This window comes from Rhizobium sp. Nf11,1, from assembly GCF_050587665.1.
GTDB lineage: Bacteria > Pseudomonadota > Alphaproteobacteria > Rhizobiales > Rhizobiaceae > Rhizobium.
Genome location: NZ_JBOBHU010000008.1, coordinates 102,919 through 119,730, shown reverse-complemented (window position 1 = coordinate 119,730; position 16,812 = coordinate 102,919). Strand labels below are relative to the sequence as shown.

Annotated in this window: 18 protein-coding genes; 9 read left to right on the top strand and 9 right to left on the bottom strand. The window is 61.8% G+C overall.

What is annotated here, in order from left to right:
• Positions 1–31 precede the first annotated feature (31 nt).
• Positions 32–835: an alpha/beta fold hydrolase gene (locus tag ACQ7C1_RS14245; protein WP_430958728.1), complete on the bottom strand. Its 804-nt coding sequence runs from the start codon at positions 833–835 to the stop codon at positions 32–34.
• Positions 836–957: 122 nt separating this feature from the next.
• On the opposite strand from ACQ7C1_RS14245, the gene ACQ7C1_RS14240 reads away from it, so the two are divergent.
• Positions 958–1,929, top strand: coding sequence for a glycerophosphodiester phosphodiesterase family protein (locus ACQ7C1_RS14240; protein ID WP_430958727.1), 972 nt, complete (start codon positions 958–960; stop codon positions 1,927–1,929).
• A gap of 19 nt (positions 1,930–1,948) precedes the next feature.
• Here the strand turns inward: ACQ7C1_RS14240 and ACQ7C1_RS14235 are convergent, their stop codons facing one another.
• Positions 1,949–3,739: a methyl-accepting chemotaxis protein gene (locus ACQ7C1_RS14235; RefSeq protein ID WP_430958726.1), complete on the bottom strand. Its 1,791-nt coding sequence runs from the start codon at positions 3,737–3,739 to the stop codon at positions 1,949–1,951.
• Between the two features lie 462 nt (positions 3,740–4,201).
• Here ACQ7C1_RS14235 and ACQ7C1_RS14230 point away from each other — a divergent pair, with 462 nt between their 5' ends.
• Positions 4,202–4,924, top strand: coding sequence for an autoinducer binding domain-containing protein (locus ACQ7C1_RS14230; protein WP_430958725.1), 723 nt, complete (start codon positions 4,202–4,204; stop codon positions 4,922–4,924).
• Positions 4,925–4,959: 35 nt separating this feature from the next.
• Here the strand turns inward: ACQ7C1_RS14230 and ACQ7C1_RS14225 are convergent, their stop codons facing one another.
• Positions 4,960–7,254 carry a sensor domain-containing protein gene (locus tag ACQ7C1_RS14225; protein WP_430958811.1) on the bottom strand — a complete coding sequence of 765 codons (2,295 nt, stop codon included), beginning with the start codon at positions 7,252–7,254 and terminating at the stop codon, positions 4,960–4,962.
• 246 nt (positions 7,255–7,500) lie between these two features.
• Here ACQ7C1_RS14225 and ACQ7C1_RS14220 point away from each other — a divergent pair, with 246 nt between their 5' ends.
• On the top strand, positions 7,501–8,868 hold the full coding sequence (locus tag ACQ7C1_RS14220; RefSeq protein ID WP_430958724.1) for a TIGR03808 family TAT-translocated repetitive protein: 1,368 nt from the start codon (positions 7,501–7,503) through the stop codon (positions 8,866–8,868).
• A 19-nt stretch (positions 8,869–8,887) separates the two neighbouring features.
• Here ACQ7C1_RS14220 and ACQ7C1_RS14215 read toward each other — a convergent pair whose 3' ends face one another.
• A complete protein-coding gene (locus ACQ7C1_RS14215) occupies positions 8,888–9,352 on the bottom strand; it encodes a YbhB/YbcL family Raf kinase inhibitor-like protein (RefSeq protein ID WP_430958723.1) in 465 nt (154 codons plus the stop codon).
• A 68-nt stretch (positions 9,353–9,420) separates the two neighbouring features.
• The gene (locus ACQ7C1_RS14210; protein ID WP_430958722.1) at positions 9,421–9,660 is read right to left on the bottom strand and encodes a hypothetical protein; all 240 of its coding nucleotides are present in this window, start codon (positions 9,658–9,660) and stop codon (positions 9,421–9,423) included.
• A gap of 235 nt (positions 9,661–9,895) precedes the next feature.
• Between ACQ7C1_RS14210 and ACQ7C1_RS14205 the strand changes: the two genes are divergently transcribed.
• On the top strand, positions 9,896–10,561 hold the full coding sequence (locus ACQ7C1_RS14205) for a glutathione S-transferase family protein (RefSeq protein ID WP_430958721.1): 666 nt from the start codon (positions 9,896–9,898) through the stop codon (positions 10,559–10,561).
• A gap of 3 nt (positions 10,562–10,564) precedes the next feature.
• On the opposite strand, the gene ACQ7C1_RS14200 is transcribed toward ACQ7C1_RS14205, so the two are convergent.
• The gene (locus ACQ7C1_RS14200; RefSeq protein WP_430958720.1) at positions 10,565–11,461 is read right to left on the bottom strand and encodes a LysR substrate-binding domain-containing protein; all 897 of its coding nucleotides are present in this window, start codon (positions 11,459–11,461) and stop codon (positions 10,565–10,567) included.
• Positions 11,462–11,640: 179 nt separating this feature from the next.
• Between ACQ7C1_RS14200 and ACQ7C1_RS14195 the strand changes: the two genes are divergently transcribed.
• On the top strand, positions 11,641–11,850 hold the full coding sequence (locus ACQ7C1_RS14195; protein WP_430958719.1) for a hypothetical protein: 210 nt from the start codon (positions 11,641–11,643) through the stop codon (positions 11,848–11,850).
• Between the two features lie 234 nt (positions 11,851–12,084).
• Here the strand turns inward: ACQ7C1_RS14195 and ACQ7C1_RS14190 are convergent, their stop codons facing one another.
• Both ACQ7C1_RS14190 and ACQ7C1_RS14185 read right to left on the bottom strand, forming a co-directional pair.
• On the bottom strand, positions 12,085–12,546 hold the full coding sequence (locus ACQ7C1_RS14190) for a DUF2231 domain-containing protein (protein ID WP_430958718.1): 462 nt from the start codon (positions 12,544–12,546) through the stop codon (positions 12,085–12,087).
• A gap of 1 nt (position 12,547) precedes the next feature.
• Entirely contained in the window at positions 12,548–12,763 is a 216-nt protein-coding gene (locus ACQ7C1_RS14185; RefSeq protein WP_430958810.1) for a DUF2945 domain-containing protein, read from the bottom strand.
• 209 nt (positions 12,764–12,972) lie between these two features.
• On the opposite strand from ACQ7C1_RS14185, the gene ACQ7C1_RS14180 reads away from it, so the two are divergent.
• Both ACQ7C1_RS14180 and ACQ7C1_RS14175 read left to right on the top strand, forming a co-directional pair.
• The gene (locus tag ACQ7C1_RS14180) at positions 12,973–13,851 is read left to right on the top strand and encodes an SDR family NAD(P)-dependent oxidoreductase (RefSeq protein WP_430958717.1); all 879 of its coding nucleotides are present in this window, start codon (positions 12,973–12,975) and stop codon (positions 13,849–13,851) included.
• A 175-nt stretch (positions 13,852–14,026) separates the two neighbouring features.
• The gene (locus ACQ7C1_RS14175) at positions 14,027–14,584 is read left to right on the top strand and encodes a DUF2087 domain-containing protein (protein ID WP_430958716.1); all 558 of its coding nucleotides are present in this window, start codon (positions 14,027–14,029) and stop codon (positions 14,582–14,584) included.
• Between the two features lie 51 nt (positions 14,585–14,635).
• Here the strand turns inward: ACQ7C1_RS14175 and ACQ7C1_RS14170 are convergent, their stop codons facing one another.
• Positions 14,636–14,923: a hypothetical protein gene (locus tag ACQ7C1_RS14170; protein ID WP_430958715.1), complete on the bottom strand. Its 288-nt coding sequence runs from the start codon at positions 14,921–14,923 to the stop codon at positions 14,636–14,638.
• A gap of 41 nt (positions 14,924–14,964) precedes the next feature.
• On the opposite strand from ACQ7C1_RS14170, the gene ACQ7C1_RS14165 reads away from it, so the two are divergent.
• Positions 14,965–15,966, top strand: a complete 1,002-nt coding sequence (locus ACQ7C1_RS14165) for an ABC transporter ATP-binding protein (RefSeq protein ID WP_430958714.1) — start codon at positions 14,965–14,967, stop codon at positions 15,964–15,966.
• Between the two features lie 43 nt (positions 15,967–16,009).
• Positions 16,010–16,810 carry an ABC transporter permease gene (locus tag ACQ7C1_RS14160; RefSeq protein ID WP_430958713.1) on the top strand — a complete coding sequence of 267 codons (801 nt, stop codon included), beginning with the start codon at positions 16,010–16,012 and terminating at the stop codon, positions 16,808–16,810.
• Positions 16,811–16,812: the final 2 nt, after the last annotated feature.

Sequence of the window (16,812 nt, the reverse complement as noted above, 5' to 3'; positions counted from 1 at the left end):
ACGGGCGCGGGGCCAGAGGAAGCGATTGTCATCACCTGATCCCGTCGAGAAAGGATAAAATCGCGGCGTTGAACTCCGCCGGCCGCTGCAGTGGCGCGAAATGGCTGACGCCGGGCAGGTAGATCATCTGAGCGTCCGGGATGCTGCCGGCAAGATATTCGGCATGCTCGGGCTTGATGAATTCATCGTGTTCGCCGAGCACGATCGCGACCGGAACGCCGATGCGGCCGAGGTCGGCCGCCCCATAATTCGGCTCGGTCCGCATCATCAGGCTGACCGCCTCGACGAAGGAATTGAAATCGTCCGGCGTGGCGGACAATGCCGCATAATCCTTGGCGTGGCGAGCGAAACATCGGTCGATGACCGGGGTCGGAACGAATTCCAGCGTGCCGCTCGGATCCATGTTGCAGGCGAAGAAGAAGACGCCCTCGACACGCGACGGCGCCGTCATGGCGAGGATCAGCGCGATGCAGGCGCCATCGCTCCAGCCGACGAACGCCGCCGTTTCCAGCCGCAGTTCGTCCATCACCGCCAACACGTCGGCAGCCATCAGCTCATAGCTGTAGGGACTGACATCGCGGGTGCTTCGTCCATGGCCGCGGCTATCGATCAGCACGACACGGCGGCCACTGGCAAGGAGCGCCGGGACCTGGTAGCCCCAGTTGCCGCTATGGCCGAGGCCGCCATGCAGCAGAATGACGGCAGGGCCTGTGCCGTAGCTCGCATACCAGATGCGGGCGCCTGCGCGCCCGACATGGCCTTCGACAGCAGCCAATGGCAGCGGGGCCGCCCCCTGCGCTTCGAAATGAATGAGCTCGTCGTCCTGTCGTTCCATAGCGGTCCCAATCCTTTCCGGCGAATAATCCCGCGCATAGAAAAGCCGGAAAACAGCCCAAGAACAACCAGAATCGCTTTCTAGCTGTTGCCTTCGTCGATGCAATCATGAGGAGCAAAGAGATGGGCAGGAAGCTTTTCTATTGCGCGGCGGCGATCGCGCTCGCGGCCGCCGGCATTTATCTCAACAATGCCAGCCGCATTGCCGAGCATCGGCCGGGAAAGCCGGTGCTGCTCGCTCATCGCGGCATCGCCCAACGGTTCGACGAGACCGACCTGAAGAACGACACCTGCACGGCGAGCCGCATGCTGCCGCCGAAACACGACTATCTGGAGAACACTATTGCCTCGATGCAGGCGGGCTTCGCCGCCGGCGCAGATGTCGTCGAGATGGACGTGCATCCGACAACGGACGGCGAATTCGCCGTCTTTCACGACTGGACGCTCGACTGCCGCACCGACGGGCACGGCGTGACCCGCAAGCATTCGATGGCTGAAATGAGAAGGCTCGACATCGGATACGGCTATACCGCCGACGGCGGCAAGACCTTTCCCTTTCGCGGCCAGGGCATCGGCATGATGCCGACGCTGGCGCAAGTACTTTCGACCTTTCCAGATCGGCGCTTTCTCATCAACATCAAGAGCCGCGATCCGTCCGAGGGGGAAAAGCTCGCCGCCGTGCTGAACGCGCTTCCGGCGGCACAGCGGGCCGGCATCATCGTCTATGGCGGCGACGAGCCGATCGACGTTCTCGGCCGGCTCGCACCGGATATCAAAACCGCCTCGCGCAAAAGCCTGAAGGGCTGCCTGTTCGGCTATATCGGCTATGGCTGGACCGGCCTCCTGCCCGAGGCCTGCAAGCATCGGATGATGCTGGTGCCGATCAATATCGCGCCTTGGCTGTGGGGCTGGCCGGACCGCTTTCTCAACCGGATGCAGGATGCCGGAACGGAGGTTTTCGTGCTCGGCCCCTATCGCGGCGGCGATTTTTCCACCGGCATCGACGATGCCGCGCAGTTGGCGCGGCTGCCGCGGGATTATGCGGCAGGCCTGTGGACGAATGAGATCGAGACGATCGGCAAGCTCATGAAATGAGGCGGAGTCTCCGCGCGCCTCAGAACTCCTCCCAATCGCCGCCGGCGACTGCCGTATTGCCGTGGAAGGCCGCGCTCACCTTCGCGGCCATTGCACGCGGTGCCGATGGAATGGGTCTGGAAGCCGCGGTTGCCACGGCGGGGCGTGATTGGCGCAAGCCCCCGCTTCCGATGTTAAACTGCCCCAGCAGCTGGAAGAGCGCGTCGGCCTCCTTGGCGAGGCTGTGGGCGGCGGCCGTCGATTCCTCGACCATGGCCGCATTTTGCTGCGTACCCTGATCCATGGTGTTAACCGCGGTGTTGATTTCCTTCAATCCCGTCGCCTGCTCCTTGGAGCTTTCGACGATTGCCAGAACATTGCCGTTGACCTGCTGAACCTGAGCGACGATTTCTTCCAGAGCCTTGCCGGTCTCCCCGACCAGGCTCACTCCGCTCTTCACGTGCTCGTTGGAGGCGCTGATCAGCTCCTTGATCTCCTTCGCCGCTTTGGCCGATCTCTGAGCCAGCTCGCGAACTTCCTGTGCGACTACGGCAAAACCCTTGCCGGCATCGCCCGCGCGTGCCGCCTCGACGCCGGCGTTCAGCGCCAACAGATTGGTCTGAAACGCGATTTCGTCGATCACGCCGATGATATTGCCGATCTCGGCCGACGATGTTTCGATCTTGCCCATGGCTTCGACGGCGTTGCGGACAACCGCGCCGGAGCGCTCGGCATTCTCGCGGGTCCTCCGCACCAGCTGGCCGGCCTCCTGAGCGCGGTTGCTGGAATCGGAGACGGTTGTGGTGATCTCCTCAAGGGCGGCTGCGGTTTCCTCGACAGAGGCCGCCTGCTGTTCCGTGCGCTTCGACAAATCGTCCGAGGCGGAACGAACCTGCTGAGCTCCGGCCGCGATGCCGGTTGCGTTTTCGGCCACGGCCTGCATCGCTGCGCGCAGCTTGCCGACGGCGGCGTTGAAGTCGGTCCGGATTTTTTCCAGCGTCGGAATGAATGGAGTTGCGACTTCCTGGGTCAGATCACCGCCGGAAAGCGCCATCAGGGACGCCGCCAGCTGATCGACGTTGTTGACGCGGGCGGTCACGTCCGTCGCGAACTTGACGACCTTGAACACCTTGCCGTTCATATCGAAGATCGGGTTGTAGGAGGCCTGGATATAGACCTTTCTGCCGCCCTTGCCGATGCGCAGAAACTCATCCGCCACGAATTCGCCACCTGACAGGCGCGTCCAGAACCGCCGGTAATCGTCACTGTTAACGTAAGCGCTGTCGCAAAACATCGAATGGTGGCGCCCTTGGATCTCGGCAAGCTGATAACCGAGCGCCGACAGGAAATTCTCGTTCGCCGTCAGAATCTCGCCCTTCGGTGTGAATTCGATAACCGCCTGAGCGCGCGACAGGGCGCTTATTTTGCCGGCATCCTCGGCGCTCTGCAGCTTTTGCTTGGTGATATCGGTCGCGAACTTCACCACCTTGTAGGGTTTCCCGCCGCTGAAAACCGGATTGTAGGAGGCTTCGATCCAGATTTCCTTGCCGCCCTTGCCGATGCGTTTGTACTGGCGTTGATCGAACTCGCCTCGGTTGAGCCTCGCCCAGAACTCGCGATAATCGCCCGACGAGGCTTCTGCCGGCTCGACGAACATCCGGTGATGCTGGCCAACAATCTCAGACAATTCGTAACCGAGGGCGGCACAGAAATTGGCATTGGCCGTGAGAATCTTGCCGGTAAGGTCGAATTCGATGATGGCCTGCGACCTGCTCATCGCTGAAAGCACGGCCTTGGCATCCGAACCGAAGCCGAATCCTATCTTCTTCATGCTGTTCCCCCTCGCTCAAATCGAGCGCATGACTGCCGCCACCCACCGCGGGCTTGCGCTGGACGGGCACCCCGGAAATAAAATCCGATAAATTCTTTAAGCTTCCTTTAACCGAGCTGTCGCGGAGCAGAATGCCTGACCAGCGAACCGTTCTGAAAAATAATAAATTATAATCAGTGGCTTGGGTCGACGCTCGGGTTCCGCAACCGATCTTCCGGGAAGGATTTCGAGCGTGATGCCAGTGTTTTCTAGCCTCCGCCCGCCGAGAATAGTTCGAAGATCGGTTTACTCTTTGTTAATCAACAGCCGCCCGCCTGTTCCCGGCAGCCAAAAGCCTTTTCGTTTTTCCTGTGCCGGTGCATATTTCACCGTCCTTCGAGCGTGCAGAATCGACTTCGATACGAGCGGATCAGAGGACACATCAGCGCCAAGCGCCGGATGCGAAGGGCGATCGGAGAAGACATGCCGCTCGAGGCCGAGTTCAATCGAATTGAGGAAGTCGCTGCAGGCTTCAAGACGCATTACGAAGTGTTCAAATACATGAAGCGTCTTACCCAGGATCTGGGAATGACGGCTTTCCTCATCATGACGCTCCCTACGGTCGACGTCGTCGAAATAGGCGCAACGAAGATCATCACCAACTGGCCGGCGGAAATGGTCGATTACTACGACGCCCATAACCTGATGGTCGACAGTCCGGTCATCCGGCGGATGCTGAGATCGACCAGCCCATTCAACTATGATGTCGAGGCGATCAATACCGATCGCGGAGAAGGCAAAAAGTCCACGGTCATCGAGTTGTTCAGGCGGTACGGCATGGAAAGGGGCGCCTATTTCCCCGTTCATGACGCCGCGGCTGGACGCGGTGCCCTGTCGATTTCGGGACCCCGCAATTTCAGCATGGTCAAAATGGCGAAGATCCTGTTTATCGCGACGCTCATCTATGATCGGCTGTCACAGCTGACATTGAACGAGAAACACAAGCCGGTTGCGTTTACACAGAGCGAGCTGGACTGCCTGAGGCTGACGGCCGGAGGCAGGAAGAGCAGCGAAATTGCGAAGCTTCTCGACCTGTCGGAAAACGCGGTCAACAACCAGATCGGCAGCGTGATCAGGAAGCTGGGATGCACGACGAGAACGCAGGCGGTGGTCAGCGCTTTGCGTCTCAATATCATTCGAGTCTAAACCAACGATCGGCTGGCGACCGGCTTAGGAAAAGTTCAGAGAAGCTGCGCCTGCAGCAACAGCGGCACCACCTCCGGCAGGACGGGCTTGGAGAAGCGGTAGCCCTGCGCCTCCTCGCAGTGAGCCTGCCGCAGGAAATCCATCTGGGCATCGGTCTCGACGCCTTCGGCGAGAACCGACAGCTTCAGCGTCTGCGCCAGCGAGATCACGGCCGAGGCGATGGCGACCGCCGTCTTGTCGCCCGGCAGGGCCTCTACCAGCGAACGGTCCATCTTCAGCCTGTCGAAGGGAAAGGTCTTCAGTGCCGCAAGGCTGGAATAGCCGGCGCCGAAATCGTCGATCGACAGGCGCACGCCGAGCGCCCTCAACTGCTCCATCATGGCGAGCGCACGCTCGGCATCGTGCATCACCACGCTTTCGGTGACCTCGAGCTCCAGCCAGCGGGATTGCAGGCGGTTGCGCTCCAGCGCCTCGGCGACATGGCTGGCAAAATCCGGATCGGCGAACTGCTTGGCCGAAACATTGACGGCGATCGTCAGCGGCGCCAGGCCCATATCCTGCCAGCTGCGCGCCTGACGGCAGGCCTCGTTCAGGACCCAGAGGCCGAGGGGAACGATGAGGCCGGTCTCTTCGGCGAGCGGAATGAAATCGAAGGGCGGCACCCTGCCCTTTGCCGGATGGTGCCAGCGGACCAGCGCCTCGATGCCGGTGATACGGCCGCTGGCGACATCGACCTGCGGCTGATATTCCAGGAACAGCTGATCCCCGGTGATCGCCTGGTGGAGCTCCTCCTGCTCGCCGCGCGGCATGCCGACCCCGCTGCTGTCGCCATCATGATGCTGCAGCGTGTTGCGGCCGAATTGCTTGGCGCGATACATGGCGCGATCGGCATTGGCGAGAAGCTCTTCCGAGGTGGAGCCGTCCACGGGAAAGGCGGCGACGCCGATACTCGAGGTGATGATGATCTCACCGCTCTCGCCTTGCATCGGCCGAGTAATCGCCTTCTGCAGATCGCGAAGGCGGCGGGTGATGCCGGCATCGTGGCTCGACTGGTGGACGAGCACCACGAGGAATTCGTCTCCGCCGAGCCGCACCACCATATCCGAGGGACGGATGCTGTTGGCCATGCGGGTGGCGATCTCCTTCAACACCTCGTCGCCGGCGGCGTGGCCGCGGCCGTCATTGACCTCCTTGAAATTATCAAGATCGATATAGGCGACGGTGACCTTGCGATTGTTGCGCCGGGCTTGGTCGAGGATGCCGGCCAGCCTTTCCTTCAGAAAGGCGCGGTTCGGCAGGCCGGTGAGATCGTCATGATGCGCCATGAAATGGATGCGATCGTCGACGCGCTTGCGTTCGATGGCGATGCCGGCGATGTGGGTGGCGAGCGCCAGCAGCCTCATTTCATGCTCCGTCGGACGGCGTACCTCCCGGGAATAGAGGGCGAAGGTGCCGAGCACATTATTCTGCGAGGTCGCGATCGGCGTCGACCAGCAGGAACGAAAGCCGAAAGGCGCAACCAGCGCGCGGAAATCCTCCCACAGCGGATCGCTCAGCACGTCCTCGACGATGACGGGCTGGCCGCGCCAGGCGGCGGTGCCGCAGGAGCCGACCTTGGGGCCGATGGTGACACCGTCAATGAGCCGGCTATAGCCGCCGGGAAGATTGGGAGCCGCACCGTGATAAAGCCGGGTGCCCTCGCCGTCGAGCAGGAGAACCGAGCCGTCGATTCCCGTCAGCTGGGCTTCGATCATCAGCACCAGCGCTTCGAGGATCATCGGCAGCGGTTCATTGCGGGCGATCATCTCGAGCAGTTTCGCCTGGCCGCGATGGAGATCCTCCTGCAGCTTGCGTTCGGTGATATCGCGGGAAACGCCGATCAGCCCGACGACCTCGCCGCGATCGTTGCGCAGCGGTATTTTCGAGGTCAGCCGGCATACCGGCTTGGCGGCGCCAGGAAGGACGACCGTCTCCTCCATGTCGATGCGGGCTACGCCGCTCGCCATGATCTGCTGCTCGATATCGAAATGGCGGCGCGCCGCCTCGAAATCGAACAGGTCGAAATCACGCTTGCCGGCGATCTCTTCGGCGCTGAGGCCGAGGCTGGCCGCCGTGACGGCGTTGGCGAAGACGAAGCGGCTGTCACGATCCTTGACGTAGAGGAAGTCCGGAAGTTCGTGGATAATCGCCTTCAGGCGCAGGTTCTCAACGCCTTCCGAGAAGTGATGGGCGGTCGACGCCATCATCGCTTCGGTCGCGGCAACGAAGCGCCGTGTTTCGGCCGTCAGGGAATCGAGCGATTCCCATCGCCCGGCACTCGCTTCGTGCATAACGCCATTCTCCCGCAGCGGCTGAAGGCCCGCAACATCCATTTATTTTCCCTTCAAAGTAGTCTCCATTCCCTTCGGGTTGCTTAAATGAAAGAGTGAATAACACACCAATATAAGCGGCGAGATCCTGCCGTCGGTCCCTGTCCCAGCAAGAATTTCGGATTGATGTGACGGGCCTGTGCCAAAAGAAGACAGGCGGGCTGGCACGTTTTCTGCTACGGGCGCGTCATGACAGGAGAGCCCGGAATGCCTTTTCGCCGCGACATGCTTCTCTTTCTCGGCGCCTCCGCGCTTGCGGGCGGGACATCGCGCACGCTTGCCTCGCCGCTGACGGCTGCCAGCCAGCCGGATCTCCGCGGTACGATCGACGCGGTGGAATATCGCGCCGTTCCCGAAATTGGGGACCGCAAAATCCGCAACCTTGAGCAGATGATCAGACAGGCGGCGGCCGAGAACGTGCCGGTCTTCCTGCCGCCCGGCACCTATAAGATCTCCAACCTCAGCCTGCCCGACAATACCCGCATCTCAGGCGTGCCCGGCGCCTCGCGGATCGTCTATACCGGCGACGGCCATCTATTTGCAGCCGAAAACATCAGGCGCATCGAGCTTTCCAATCTCGTCATCGACGGCGGCAACCGCTGGCTCGGCGACTACGCCGGCGGGCTTCTGCAATTTACCGGCGTCGACGAGGTGCTGATCGACAATTGCGAGATCGGCGGCAGCCGCAAACACGGCCTGCAGCTGGAGCGCTGTGGCGGGCGGATCGAACGCAGCCGCATTTCGGGCGCCGCCCAGTCCGGCCTCTACGCTGTCGATTCCGCCAATCTTTCGATCGTGGCAAATACGGTCTCGGATTGCGGCAATGGTGGCATTCTCGTGCATCGTTGGAGACAGGCGGAGGACGGCACGGTCGTCTCCGGCAACCGGATTTCCAACATCCGCGCCAATGACGGCGGCACCGGTCAGAACGGCAACGGCATCAATGTCTTTCGCGCCGATGGGGTGATGGTGGTGAACAACCAGATTTCCGACTGCGCCTTTACCGCCATCCGCGCCAATTCGGCCTCGAACATCCAGATCAGCAGCAATCAGTGCCGGCGCTCGGGCGAGACGGCGATCTATGTCGAATTCGCCTTCGAAGGCGCGGTCGTATCCGCCAATATGATCGACGGGGCGGCAAACGGGATTTCGATCGCCAATTTCGACGAAGGCGGCCGGCTCGCAAGCGTCACCGGCAATGTCGTGCGCAACCTGACGCTGAAAGGCCCCTACGCGCACGAGGTCGGCTTCGGCATCGGTATTGCGGCGGAGGCCGATACGCTGGTGTCGGGCAATGTGATCGAGGGCGCGCCGCGCTGGGGCCTGCAGATCGGATGGGGGCCCTATCTCAGAAATGTCGTCGTCAACGGCAATGTGGTGCGCAAGGCGCCTGTCGGGTGCGCGGTCTCGGTCGCCGAGGGCGCCGGCACGGCCGTCATCACCGACAACATCTTCCAGGAGGTTGGCGAAGGGGCTGTCCTCGGCTTTGAGTGGGACAGACAAATCTCCGCCGAAATGGCGGGCGGCAGCGCGCCCTATGCGCAGCTGACCGTCGAGCGAAACCGCGTGTCCTGACACGCGGCTTCGCTTTTGCTCAGTGCGTCTGATAGGTGCCGGTGACGGTCGCTTCCGCCAATGCGTGTTTCTTCGCCTCCGCCCACATTGCGCTGATACCGGCGGCATCCGGAGTAGAAAGCTTCGGCACGTCGAGGGCCGCCAGGCGGAAGATGTAGTGATGCGGGCGATCGCCTGCTGGCGGCTGCGGACCGTCGTAACGGGCATTGCCGAAATCGTTCTTGTAGAAGCGCGGCGCCTGCTCCGGCGCCGTATCGACGCTTTCGGCAAGTGCGCACCACCCAGCCGGGATATTGGCAATGCCGCAATGGCGGAACGTGCCATGCGGAGCATCCGGATCCTCAACCACAAGAGCAAAGCTCCTGGTCTCCTCGGGGGCGCCGCTCCAGGTAAGGGGCGGAAAGAGATTCTCGCCGGCGCGCGCATATTTCTTCGGGATCGGCTGATCCTGGGCAAAAGCCTTGCTGATCAATGTCAAAGTCATGACATTCTCCTTTCTGATCGGGCTCCTTTCTCATCGAGAGCTCCGTTAGGGTCAGGATTCCTTCATCGTCAGGGACGACCGCTTCCCTTTTTATGCTCGCTCTCCTGATTGCGGCCGCGCACGATGGCCCGATCGTCGTTGCGCGGCTCCGGGTCAGCCTTCAGATCATTGCCTTTGCGATCGGCTTCCTTCGCCTGTTCATTGCGTTGCAGATCTGCCTTGGCGTCGAAATCCTTGCCGGCATTTGCGGTTTTCTCGCGTTTCTCGATGACACGAAGCTGTTGTTCATGCGTCTTCTTGCCCGTCATGAGTTCCTCCTTTGCCTGGCCCGCGCTGCGCACGCGGCTCATTGCTTTTCGGCGCCTCGGCGGCGCCAATCTCAGGGTCCAACCCGCCGGCTCTCTCATTGTTCCCAATTGTGCTCGATCCGGTCGGGAAGGCCCCGGCCGCATCAAAAGCTTTCATCGTCCCATCAGCGGCGAGGACTTTTACGAGGGTGATCCGGCGTTTACGGTTTCTGCCACACAGCGAGGGGATATCGTCATGCTGACAATCTATGGGGTCTATCGATCGCGCGCTTCGCGCGTCTACTGGATGGCGGATGAACTCGGGCTCGAATTCCGCTCCGTGCCGGTGCTGCAGGCCAGGCGGCTTGCCGACCCGCTCGCCGAAGAGGCGCCGCTCAACACGCATTCGCCTGAATTCGCAACTCTCAACCCGATGGCGCAGATCCCCAGCATTCGCGACGGCGACCTCGTCATGCACGAGTCGCTCGCAATCAACCTTTACCTCGCGCGCAAGCATGGCGGGCCGCTTTCCGGCCAAACCGTTGAGGAAGACGGATTGCTGACGATGTGGACGATCTGGGCGGCCTCGCAAGTCGAGCCACATTCGGTGCGCATCGTGCTGACCTATGATAACGGGCTTGAGAACAGCGAGGATGGCAAGCGGACGATCGCCGCCGCCTGCTATGGGCTGCGCCGGCCATTTGCGGCGCTCGAAGGTCACCTTGCCGGCCGACAGTGGATCGTCGGCGAGCGCTTCACCGTCGCCGATCTCAACATTGCCGAGGTGCTGCGCTATGCCCAGAGCGAGGCGGATCTTTTCGATGCACATCCGAACATCAAGGCCTGGATCGAGCGCTGCCAGTCTCGCCCAGCTTACAAGGCGATGCAGGAGGCCCGCGGCAAAGAGCCGATCGAAGTTTGAAACTTACGGGAAAAGCGCCAAGGTGACCGCCATTTCCTCGCGGATCCAGGCCTTGAAATCCTTGACCTTCTTCGGCTCGCGCGCGCCTTCGGCCGTCACAAAATAATGGCCGAAGCCGGTTTTCGCGCGAATGCCGAAGGGTGCCGCCAGCCGGCCTTCGGCAAGCGCGAAGGCGGCAAGCGTCTGCCAAGCGAGCATGACGCCCTGGCCGGCGATCGCCGCATCGAGGCAGAGCGAGGCATCGTTGAAGACGTGGCGCGTCGACAGCGTCGCGCCCGACAGCCCGGCCTCGCGCATCCAGACTTCCCAGCTGAACATGGCAAGGCCATCGATGATGGCAGGCAAAGCGAGGATGTCGGCGGGCTGTTTCAGGTTTGCCGCCATCTCGGGCGAACAAACGGGAAAGACCTCCTGCTCTAGCAGCAGTTCGGCCTTCACATCGGGCCATTTGCCGGCGCCGACGCGGATGCCAATGTCGACGTCTGAGATCGCGGGATTGACGAGATTGGTCGTTGCATCCAGCCGCAGCTTGATGTCGGGGTAACGTTCGGCGAACCGATGAAGCCGATGGACGAGCCAGCGGGCGGCGAAGACCGGCGCCACCGAAATGGTCAGGATCGTATCGTCCTTGCGGCTTGCGATCGAGACTGCCTGCGAAAGACGGGCAAAGCCTTCGTCGAGCGCTGCAAGCACCGGCCGGCCGGCTTCGGTAGCGATCATGCCCCGGGCGGTGCGCTCGAAGATCACTTGCCCCAACTGCGCTTCGGCCTTGATCACCTGCTGGCTGACGGCGCCGACCGAGACGCCGAGCTCGTCTGCCGCCGCCTGCAACGAGCCGAGACGACCGACGGCCTCGAGCGCGCGCAGGCCGTTTAGATGGACGCTATTCAGGTTCTTCATATAGTTTTTCTATAACGGCACCGCAGTAATCTCAATTGAAAAAGCATCGGCGCAGGCAGACATTGCAACCATCCAGGATCCCCGCTCGGCCAGCGATGGCACGATGCGCGGGAGAGCTTGTTCGGCACCAGCCGCCGGGTGATCATCTTTCCGTGCCGCTGGAGAATGCGAGGTTTGCCATGTCGTGGCTGAAGTTTTTCTTGAAGTCTGCCGCGGGCACGCAGATCGACCCGGCCTGGAAGGATGACCCGTTGCGGCATCCCGAGGTCCAACGCATGTCGCTGCGCGAAATCGCCGATCTGCCGCTGGGAGCGGATGCCGGTTTTCATGCCGAGGCCAGGCCGCAGCTGGCGAAATGCGCGTGGGCACCGCTGCCGCACATTTGCTGAATTAGACGTGGCGATCGCGCCGGTGGTGAATGCAGGAAGCAGCGCTGGAGGGCGTCCTTCTAGGCTCCGCCCTTTGGGCTGCGTGCCTCAGGATGAGGAGCGTTGGAGAGTGCCGCAGCCAATTGGAGGCGTTGGTGGTTCCGAACCGAAGCGCTCCGAGAGCCTTATCCTGAGGTGCCCCGCAGGGGCCTCGAAGGACGAGGCGGGCATGCTGCCGTTGAAGCATGCCGTTCATTATCTCGTCGGATTGCCCGGATCCTCGCTGACGCCGACGCGGTGGCGATAAACCATTTCCCAACCCTTCCAGCCGTTGAACAGAAGAAGGGCGGTCGCGATCAACGACAGCACCAATCCGGTCGGCACGATGAAGTCGCCGCCTTCGGCCAATCGGCGCCAGAGGTTGACGGCCTCGATCAGGACGAGGACGACATTGCCGATCATATGGAACCAGGCGTCGCGCAGGTCGCGAATGCGGCTGTCGCCGAGAAAGTCGGTCAATCCGGCAACGGCCGCCAGCGCCGCCATGACAAGGCCGGCGCCGAGCATCCAGTTGGTCGCATCTGCCCAGGCGGGATCGCCTGATCTGGCGTAGAAGATGTCGACGACCAGCGTGCCGACGAAGGCAGCGACCGGGAACGGGATCAACATCGGGTGGATCGGATGACCGGCAATACTCAGGGTGCTTTTCGGATTCATCTTATTGTCCTCCGACCTTTTTCAAAGCGTCTTCCCTATGGGCGGCTATATGATCGCTCTTGTCGCTCTTGATCTCGTACTGGGGCGACGCCTCGGTCGCCCGATGGCGATGCCCTTTGTAATGGAAATCCCGGGTGTGGATCGCAATGATGCGGCCGGAGACCTGCCCGGCCTCCGAATTCCAGGTAACGTGACCTCCCCGAGCAAATTTGGCCATGTCGAACAACTCGCCGGATTCCAGTTGCATCTAACATCTGAACCGCCTTGTTTGTTCCCGTCATAATCGACGTGCTGAAACCTGCGGCTGTGGAGAAGAGAGGCCGGCACAGAAGGTCCGCGCCTCGCAAAAAGCATCGCCCGGCAGAAGCCTCTCTGCCGATATGCGCTTATCCGCGTTGATCGCCAGCTCATCAAGGAGAGCCCACTATGAAAGACGTCGTCGCTTTGGTCACCGGCGGGAGCCGCGGCATAGGGCGCGGCATTGCCCTTGCTCTGCTTGCCGAAGGCGTCACCGTTCATGTGACCGGCAGGACGCGTTTCGAGGCGGAGGCAAAGCAAGCGGGATCGGCGGGATCGCTCGAGGGGCTCGAGTTTGAAGCGGCAAAACTGCCGGGGCGCCTTTCCGTCCATCGATGCGATCACGCTAGCGACGCCGACAGCGAGCGGGTGGCCGAAGCGATCCGGGCCGGCGGCAGGCTGGATATTCTGGTGAACAATGCATGGCCGGGCTACGAACGTATGCTGGAAGACGGGGAATTCACCTGGCCCAGGCCATTTTGGGAGCAGCCGGTGTGGCGGTGGGAGGCGATGATTGGCACCGCGCTCAGGGGCGCTTTCATGATGTCGCGCGCGGTCGCTCCGTTGATGATCTCGGCGCGACGCGGCCTCATCGTCAACATCTCCTTCTGGGCCGCCCAACTCTACGATGGCAATGCGGTCTATGGCATCGCCAAGGCCGCCGCCGACAAGATGGCCGCAGACTTCGCCCATGAGCTGCGCCCTCACAGTGTCGCCGCCGTTGCGATTTATCCGGGGCTCGTCCGCACCGAAGCCGTTCTTGAGAACGCCGAGCATTTCGACATGAGCAATTCGGAATCACCTCAGTTCATCGGCCATGTCATTGGCGGGCTGTGGCGCGACCCGCTGCTCATGTCGAAATCCGGGCGGGTGCTGATCGCCGCGGCATTGGCGCGGGAATACGGCATCGCCGATGTCGACGGCACCCGGCCGGTTCCGCTTAGCGCTGCCGACTTTGCCGGGAACGCCGGGCCCTCTGCCGGAGCCAGCGAACTGGAAGACTGTTGAAATATCGAGGGCCCGATGATAATTGCTGAGTCGGGTCTGCAGTTCACCCAGGCATCGCCGTTCTTCGGAACACGCTAAACCTGACAATAACCGAGATATGGACATCGATCCCGTGCCATGTCGGAAGGGCGATCACCGGTAATCCATCCGGAACGGCACGACCAAAGGATAGGTCATGTCCAGAAAACTCATTCCTCTCCAGGTGAGCGATGCGTCCTCATTTGCCAAGTCGCTGCGCCTCCAGCTCTCCGCCCACGAAGGGCTTCCATCTCACCTCCAATTCTTGAACATGCTGGCACGGGCTGCCGGTTACGGCAATTTCCAGAGCCTGCGTGCAAAAGCCGGTCCCGCAAAGAGCGAGGGGCAGCTACCGGCATCCGTGCCTGCCGCCTATGTCGAGATCGACCGGAAGCATATCGATCGCGTTCAGCGCAGCTTTGACGAAGAGCTCCGCCTAGTGCGCTGGCCCTCGCGGCGCATGGATCAGATCACGGCGCTTTGGCTTCTGTGGTCACAGATTCCCTCGACCACGGAGATGTCCGAGAAGGAGGTCAATGCTCTTCTTCGCGACAGGCACCTGTTTGGAGATCACGCATTGCTGCGTCGGGAACTCTGCGAGCTCGGACTGATGAGCCGGACGCGCGACGGCAGCGTCTACCGGCGCGTCGAACGGCCGATGCCGATACACGCATCGGCAATCCTCAGTCAGCGTTCCGAACGCCAAGCGAGCTGATGCCGACCTCCGCGGAAGCGCCTGATCGAAGAGAGCCTTCGATCAGGCGCCTCATTCTTCTTGCGTATCATCATCGCCGCCCTGCCTCTTGCGGCGCGGACGGAGATTGCCGAAGCCCATATAGTGATCGGCATCCGAGGTGTTCCATCGGCCTGCGAGGAAGATGATCCCAATGGCCGCGGCAACGATGAGCAAGGCGTAGATCTTGTCCATGCCTTCAATGTAGCGCAGGCGGAGATCGATCAAGGTCGTGGCGACACAAGGCCGAAGTGATCGATCGAAACGCAACTTCAGCTTGAACGAATCCCACTTCGCGTTAGCCTGCGTTCTCAGGCCCATCGCCGCCCGAGTCGGCTCGCTTCATATCCGAGGGAATAGACATGCCGGCTTTGATCGAAGCACGGGGCGTCAGCAAGCGCTTCCGGCAGCACAAGAGATTTCCGGGTCTCATCGGCGCCTTCAAGACGCTGGTGACCAGCGAATATACCGAGGTTCAGGCCGTTTCCGATATCAGCTTCGATATTACGGCCGGCGAGGCAGTCGGCTATCTCGGCCCGAACGGCGCCGGCAAATCGACGATGATCAAGATGATGACCGGCATTCTGGTGCCGAGTTCAGGAACGCTTTCGGTGCTCGGCCGCACGCCGCATCTCTCCCGCATGGATAATGCGCGCGAGATCGGCGTCGTCTTCGGCCAGCGCAGCCAGCTGTGGTGGGATCTGCCGCTGATCGACAGCTTCACCCTGCACCAGCGCATCTATGATATCCCGGCCGCCCGCTATACGAACAATCTGCGCCAGTTCAGCGAGCTGCTCGACCTCTCGCCCTTCCTCGACCGGGCGGTGCGCCAGCTCAGCCTCGGCCAGCGCATGCGCGCCGAGATCGTCATGTCGCTGCTGCACGATCCGAAGATCCTGTTTCTCGACGAACCGACGATCGGGCTCGATGTGGTCGCCAAGGATGCCGTGCGGCGCTTTCTCGCCGAGATCAACCGGGAACGCGGCGTCACGATCATCCTCACCACTCATGATCTGCAGGACATCGAGACGATCTGCCCGCGACTGATCATGGTCGATCACTCCAGGCTGATCTTCGACGGCGAATTGCGCAGCCTGCGCGCCGCCCTCGGCTCGGCCCGGCGGCTGACGCTGGAATTTGCCAGTGACCCGGGGCCATTGCGGCTCAGCACGGCGTCGCTCGTCAGCGATGAGGGCCTGCGCAAGGAATATCTGATCGAGCGCGAGGACGTGTCGCTGGTCAAGATCCTTTCGGAGGTCGGTAGCGACCGCGACCTCAAGGATGTAGCGCTGCACGAGCCCGACATCGAAGAGGTCATCCGCACCTTCTACCAGGGCCGCAACGCCAGGGCCCGAGCCTCATGAGCACCTATCTCGCCTTCACCCGCAACGCCCAGGCGCCCACACCATGAGCGCTTATCTGGCCTTCACACGCAGCGCCTTCCACGCGCAGCTCGCCTACCGCAACGAGGTCTGGGCCAACATCTTCGGCAAGCTGGTGCAGGTCGTCGCCCGCGTCGCCATCTGGCTCGCCGTTTATGCCGGCGTCGGCGCGACCGTCGTCGACGGCGTCTCGCTGCAGCAGATGGTGACCTACGCCCTGCTCGGCGGCGCTGTCATGGGCGCCACCCGTCCTGAAAGGGTCATCGGCGAGATCGGCCGGTCGCTCAAAACAGGCGATATCGCCGTCTGGCTGCTGAAGCCGCTTTCCTATCCGCTCTATCTCTTCGCCAATGAATGCGGCAGCTTTTCCTACCGCCTGGCGACGCAGGTGATCCCGACCGTCGCCTTCACCGCCTTGTTTTACGGCATGCTGGCGCCGGCGAGCCTGTTTCACGGTCTGATGTTTATCGCCTTCTGGGCGCTATCTTTCGTGCTGATCTTCCTGATGTCGGCGCTGTTCGGGCTGATCGCCTTCTGGCTGATGACGAGCTTCTCGCTGGACTGGATTCTCGGCGCCCTGCTGCATCTGTTCTCCGGCCTGCTGGTGCCCTTCTGGTTCTTCCCCGAGCCCTTAGCGACGATCGCCCGCCACTTGCCCTTCGCCTGGGTCGTCTATTATCCCAATGCGGTCTATCTCGGCAGGCTTTCCGTCGCCGATACCTGGCTGCATCTCGGCCTCGGTCTCGGCTGGGCCGGACTGTTCCTTTTGGGCGTGCTCTGGCTATGGCGCCTGGCCTCGCGCCGCATAACCGTGCAGGGAGGCTGATC

Excerpts from the sequence above, each read along its gene's own strand:
- ACQ7C1_RS14240 (WP_430958727.1), top strand. The coding sequence starts at position 958 with ATGGGCAGGAAGCTTTTCTATTGCGCGGCGGCGATCGCGCTCGCGGCC.
- ACQ7C1_RS14225 (WP_430958811.1), bottom strand. The coding sequence starts at position 7,254 with ATGCACGAAGCGAGTGCCGGGCGATGGGAATCGCTCGATTCCCTGACG.
- ACQ7C1_RS14205 (WP_430958721.1), top strand. The coding sequence starts at position 9,896 with ATGCTGACAATCTATGGGGTCTATCGATCGCGCGCTTCGCGCGTCTAC.
- ACQ7C1_RS14245 (WP_430958728.1), bottom strand. The coding sequence starts at position 835 with ATGGAACGACAGGACGACGAGCTCATTCATTTCGAAGCGCAGGGGGCG.
- ACQ7C1_RS14195 (WP_430958719.1), top strand. The coding sequence starts at position 11,641 with ATGTCGTGGCTGAAGTTTTTCTTGAAGTCTGCCGCGGGCACGCAGATC.
- ACQ7C1_RS14215 (WP_430958723.1), bottom strand. The coding sequence starts at position 9,352 with ATGACTTTGACATTGATCAGCAAGGCTTTTGCCCAGGATCAGCCGATC.
- ACQ7C1_RS14175 (WP_430958716.1), top strand. The coding sequence starts at position 14,027 with ATGTCCAGAAAACTCATTCCTCTCCAGGTGAGCGATGCGTCCTCATTT.
- ACQ7C1_RS14230 (WP_430958725.1), top strand. The coding sequence starts at position 4,202 with ATGCCGCTCGAGGCCGAGTTCAATCGAATTGAGGAAGTCGCTGCAGGC.
- ACQ7C1_RS14210 (WP_430958722.1), bottom strand. The coding sequence starts at position 9,660 with ATGACGGGCAAGAAGACGCATGAACAACAGCTTCGTGTCATCGAGAAA.
- ACQ7C1_RS14185 (WP_430958810.1), bottom strand. The coding sequence starts at position 12,763 with ATGGCCAAATTTGCTCGGGGAGGTCACGTTACCTGGAATTCGGAGGCC.
- ACQ7C1_RS14170 (WP_430958715.1), bottom strand. The coding sequence starts at position 14,923 with ATGGGCCTGAGAACGCAGGCTAACGCGAAGTGGGATTCGTTCAAGCTG.
- ACQ7C1_RS14180 (WP_430958717.1), top strand. The coding sequence starts at position 12,973 with ATGAAAGACGTCGTCGCTTTGGTCACCGGCGGGAGCCGCGGCATAGGG.
- ACQ7C1_RS14220 (WP_430958724.1), top strand. The coding sequence starts at position 7,501 with ATGCCTTTTCGCCGCGACATGCTTCTCTTTCTCGGCGCCTCCGCGCTT.
- ACQ7C1_RS14160 (WP_430958713.1), top strand. The coding sequence starts at position 16,010 with ATGAGCGCTTATCTGGCCTTCACACGCAGCGCCTTCCACGCGCAGCTC.
- ACQ7C1_RS14190 (WP_430958718.1), bottom strand. The coding sequence starts at position 12,546 with ATGAATCCGAAAAGCACCCTGAGTATTGCCGGTCATCCGATCCACCCG.
- ACQ7C1_RS14235 (WP_430958726.1), bottom strand. The coding sequence starts at position 3,739 with ATGAAGAAGATAGGATTCGGCTTCGGTTCGGATGCCAAGGCCGTGCTT.
- ACQ7C1_RS14165 (WP_430958714.1), top strand. The coding sequence starts at position 14,965 with ATGCCGGCTTTGATCGAAGCACGGGGCGTCAGCAAGCGCTTCCGGCAG.
- ACQ7C1_RS14200 (WP_430958720.1), bottom strand. The coding sequence starts at position 11,461 with ATGAAGAACCTGAATAGCGTCCATCTAAACGGCCTGCGCGCGCTCGAG.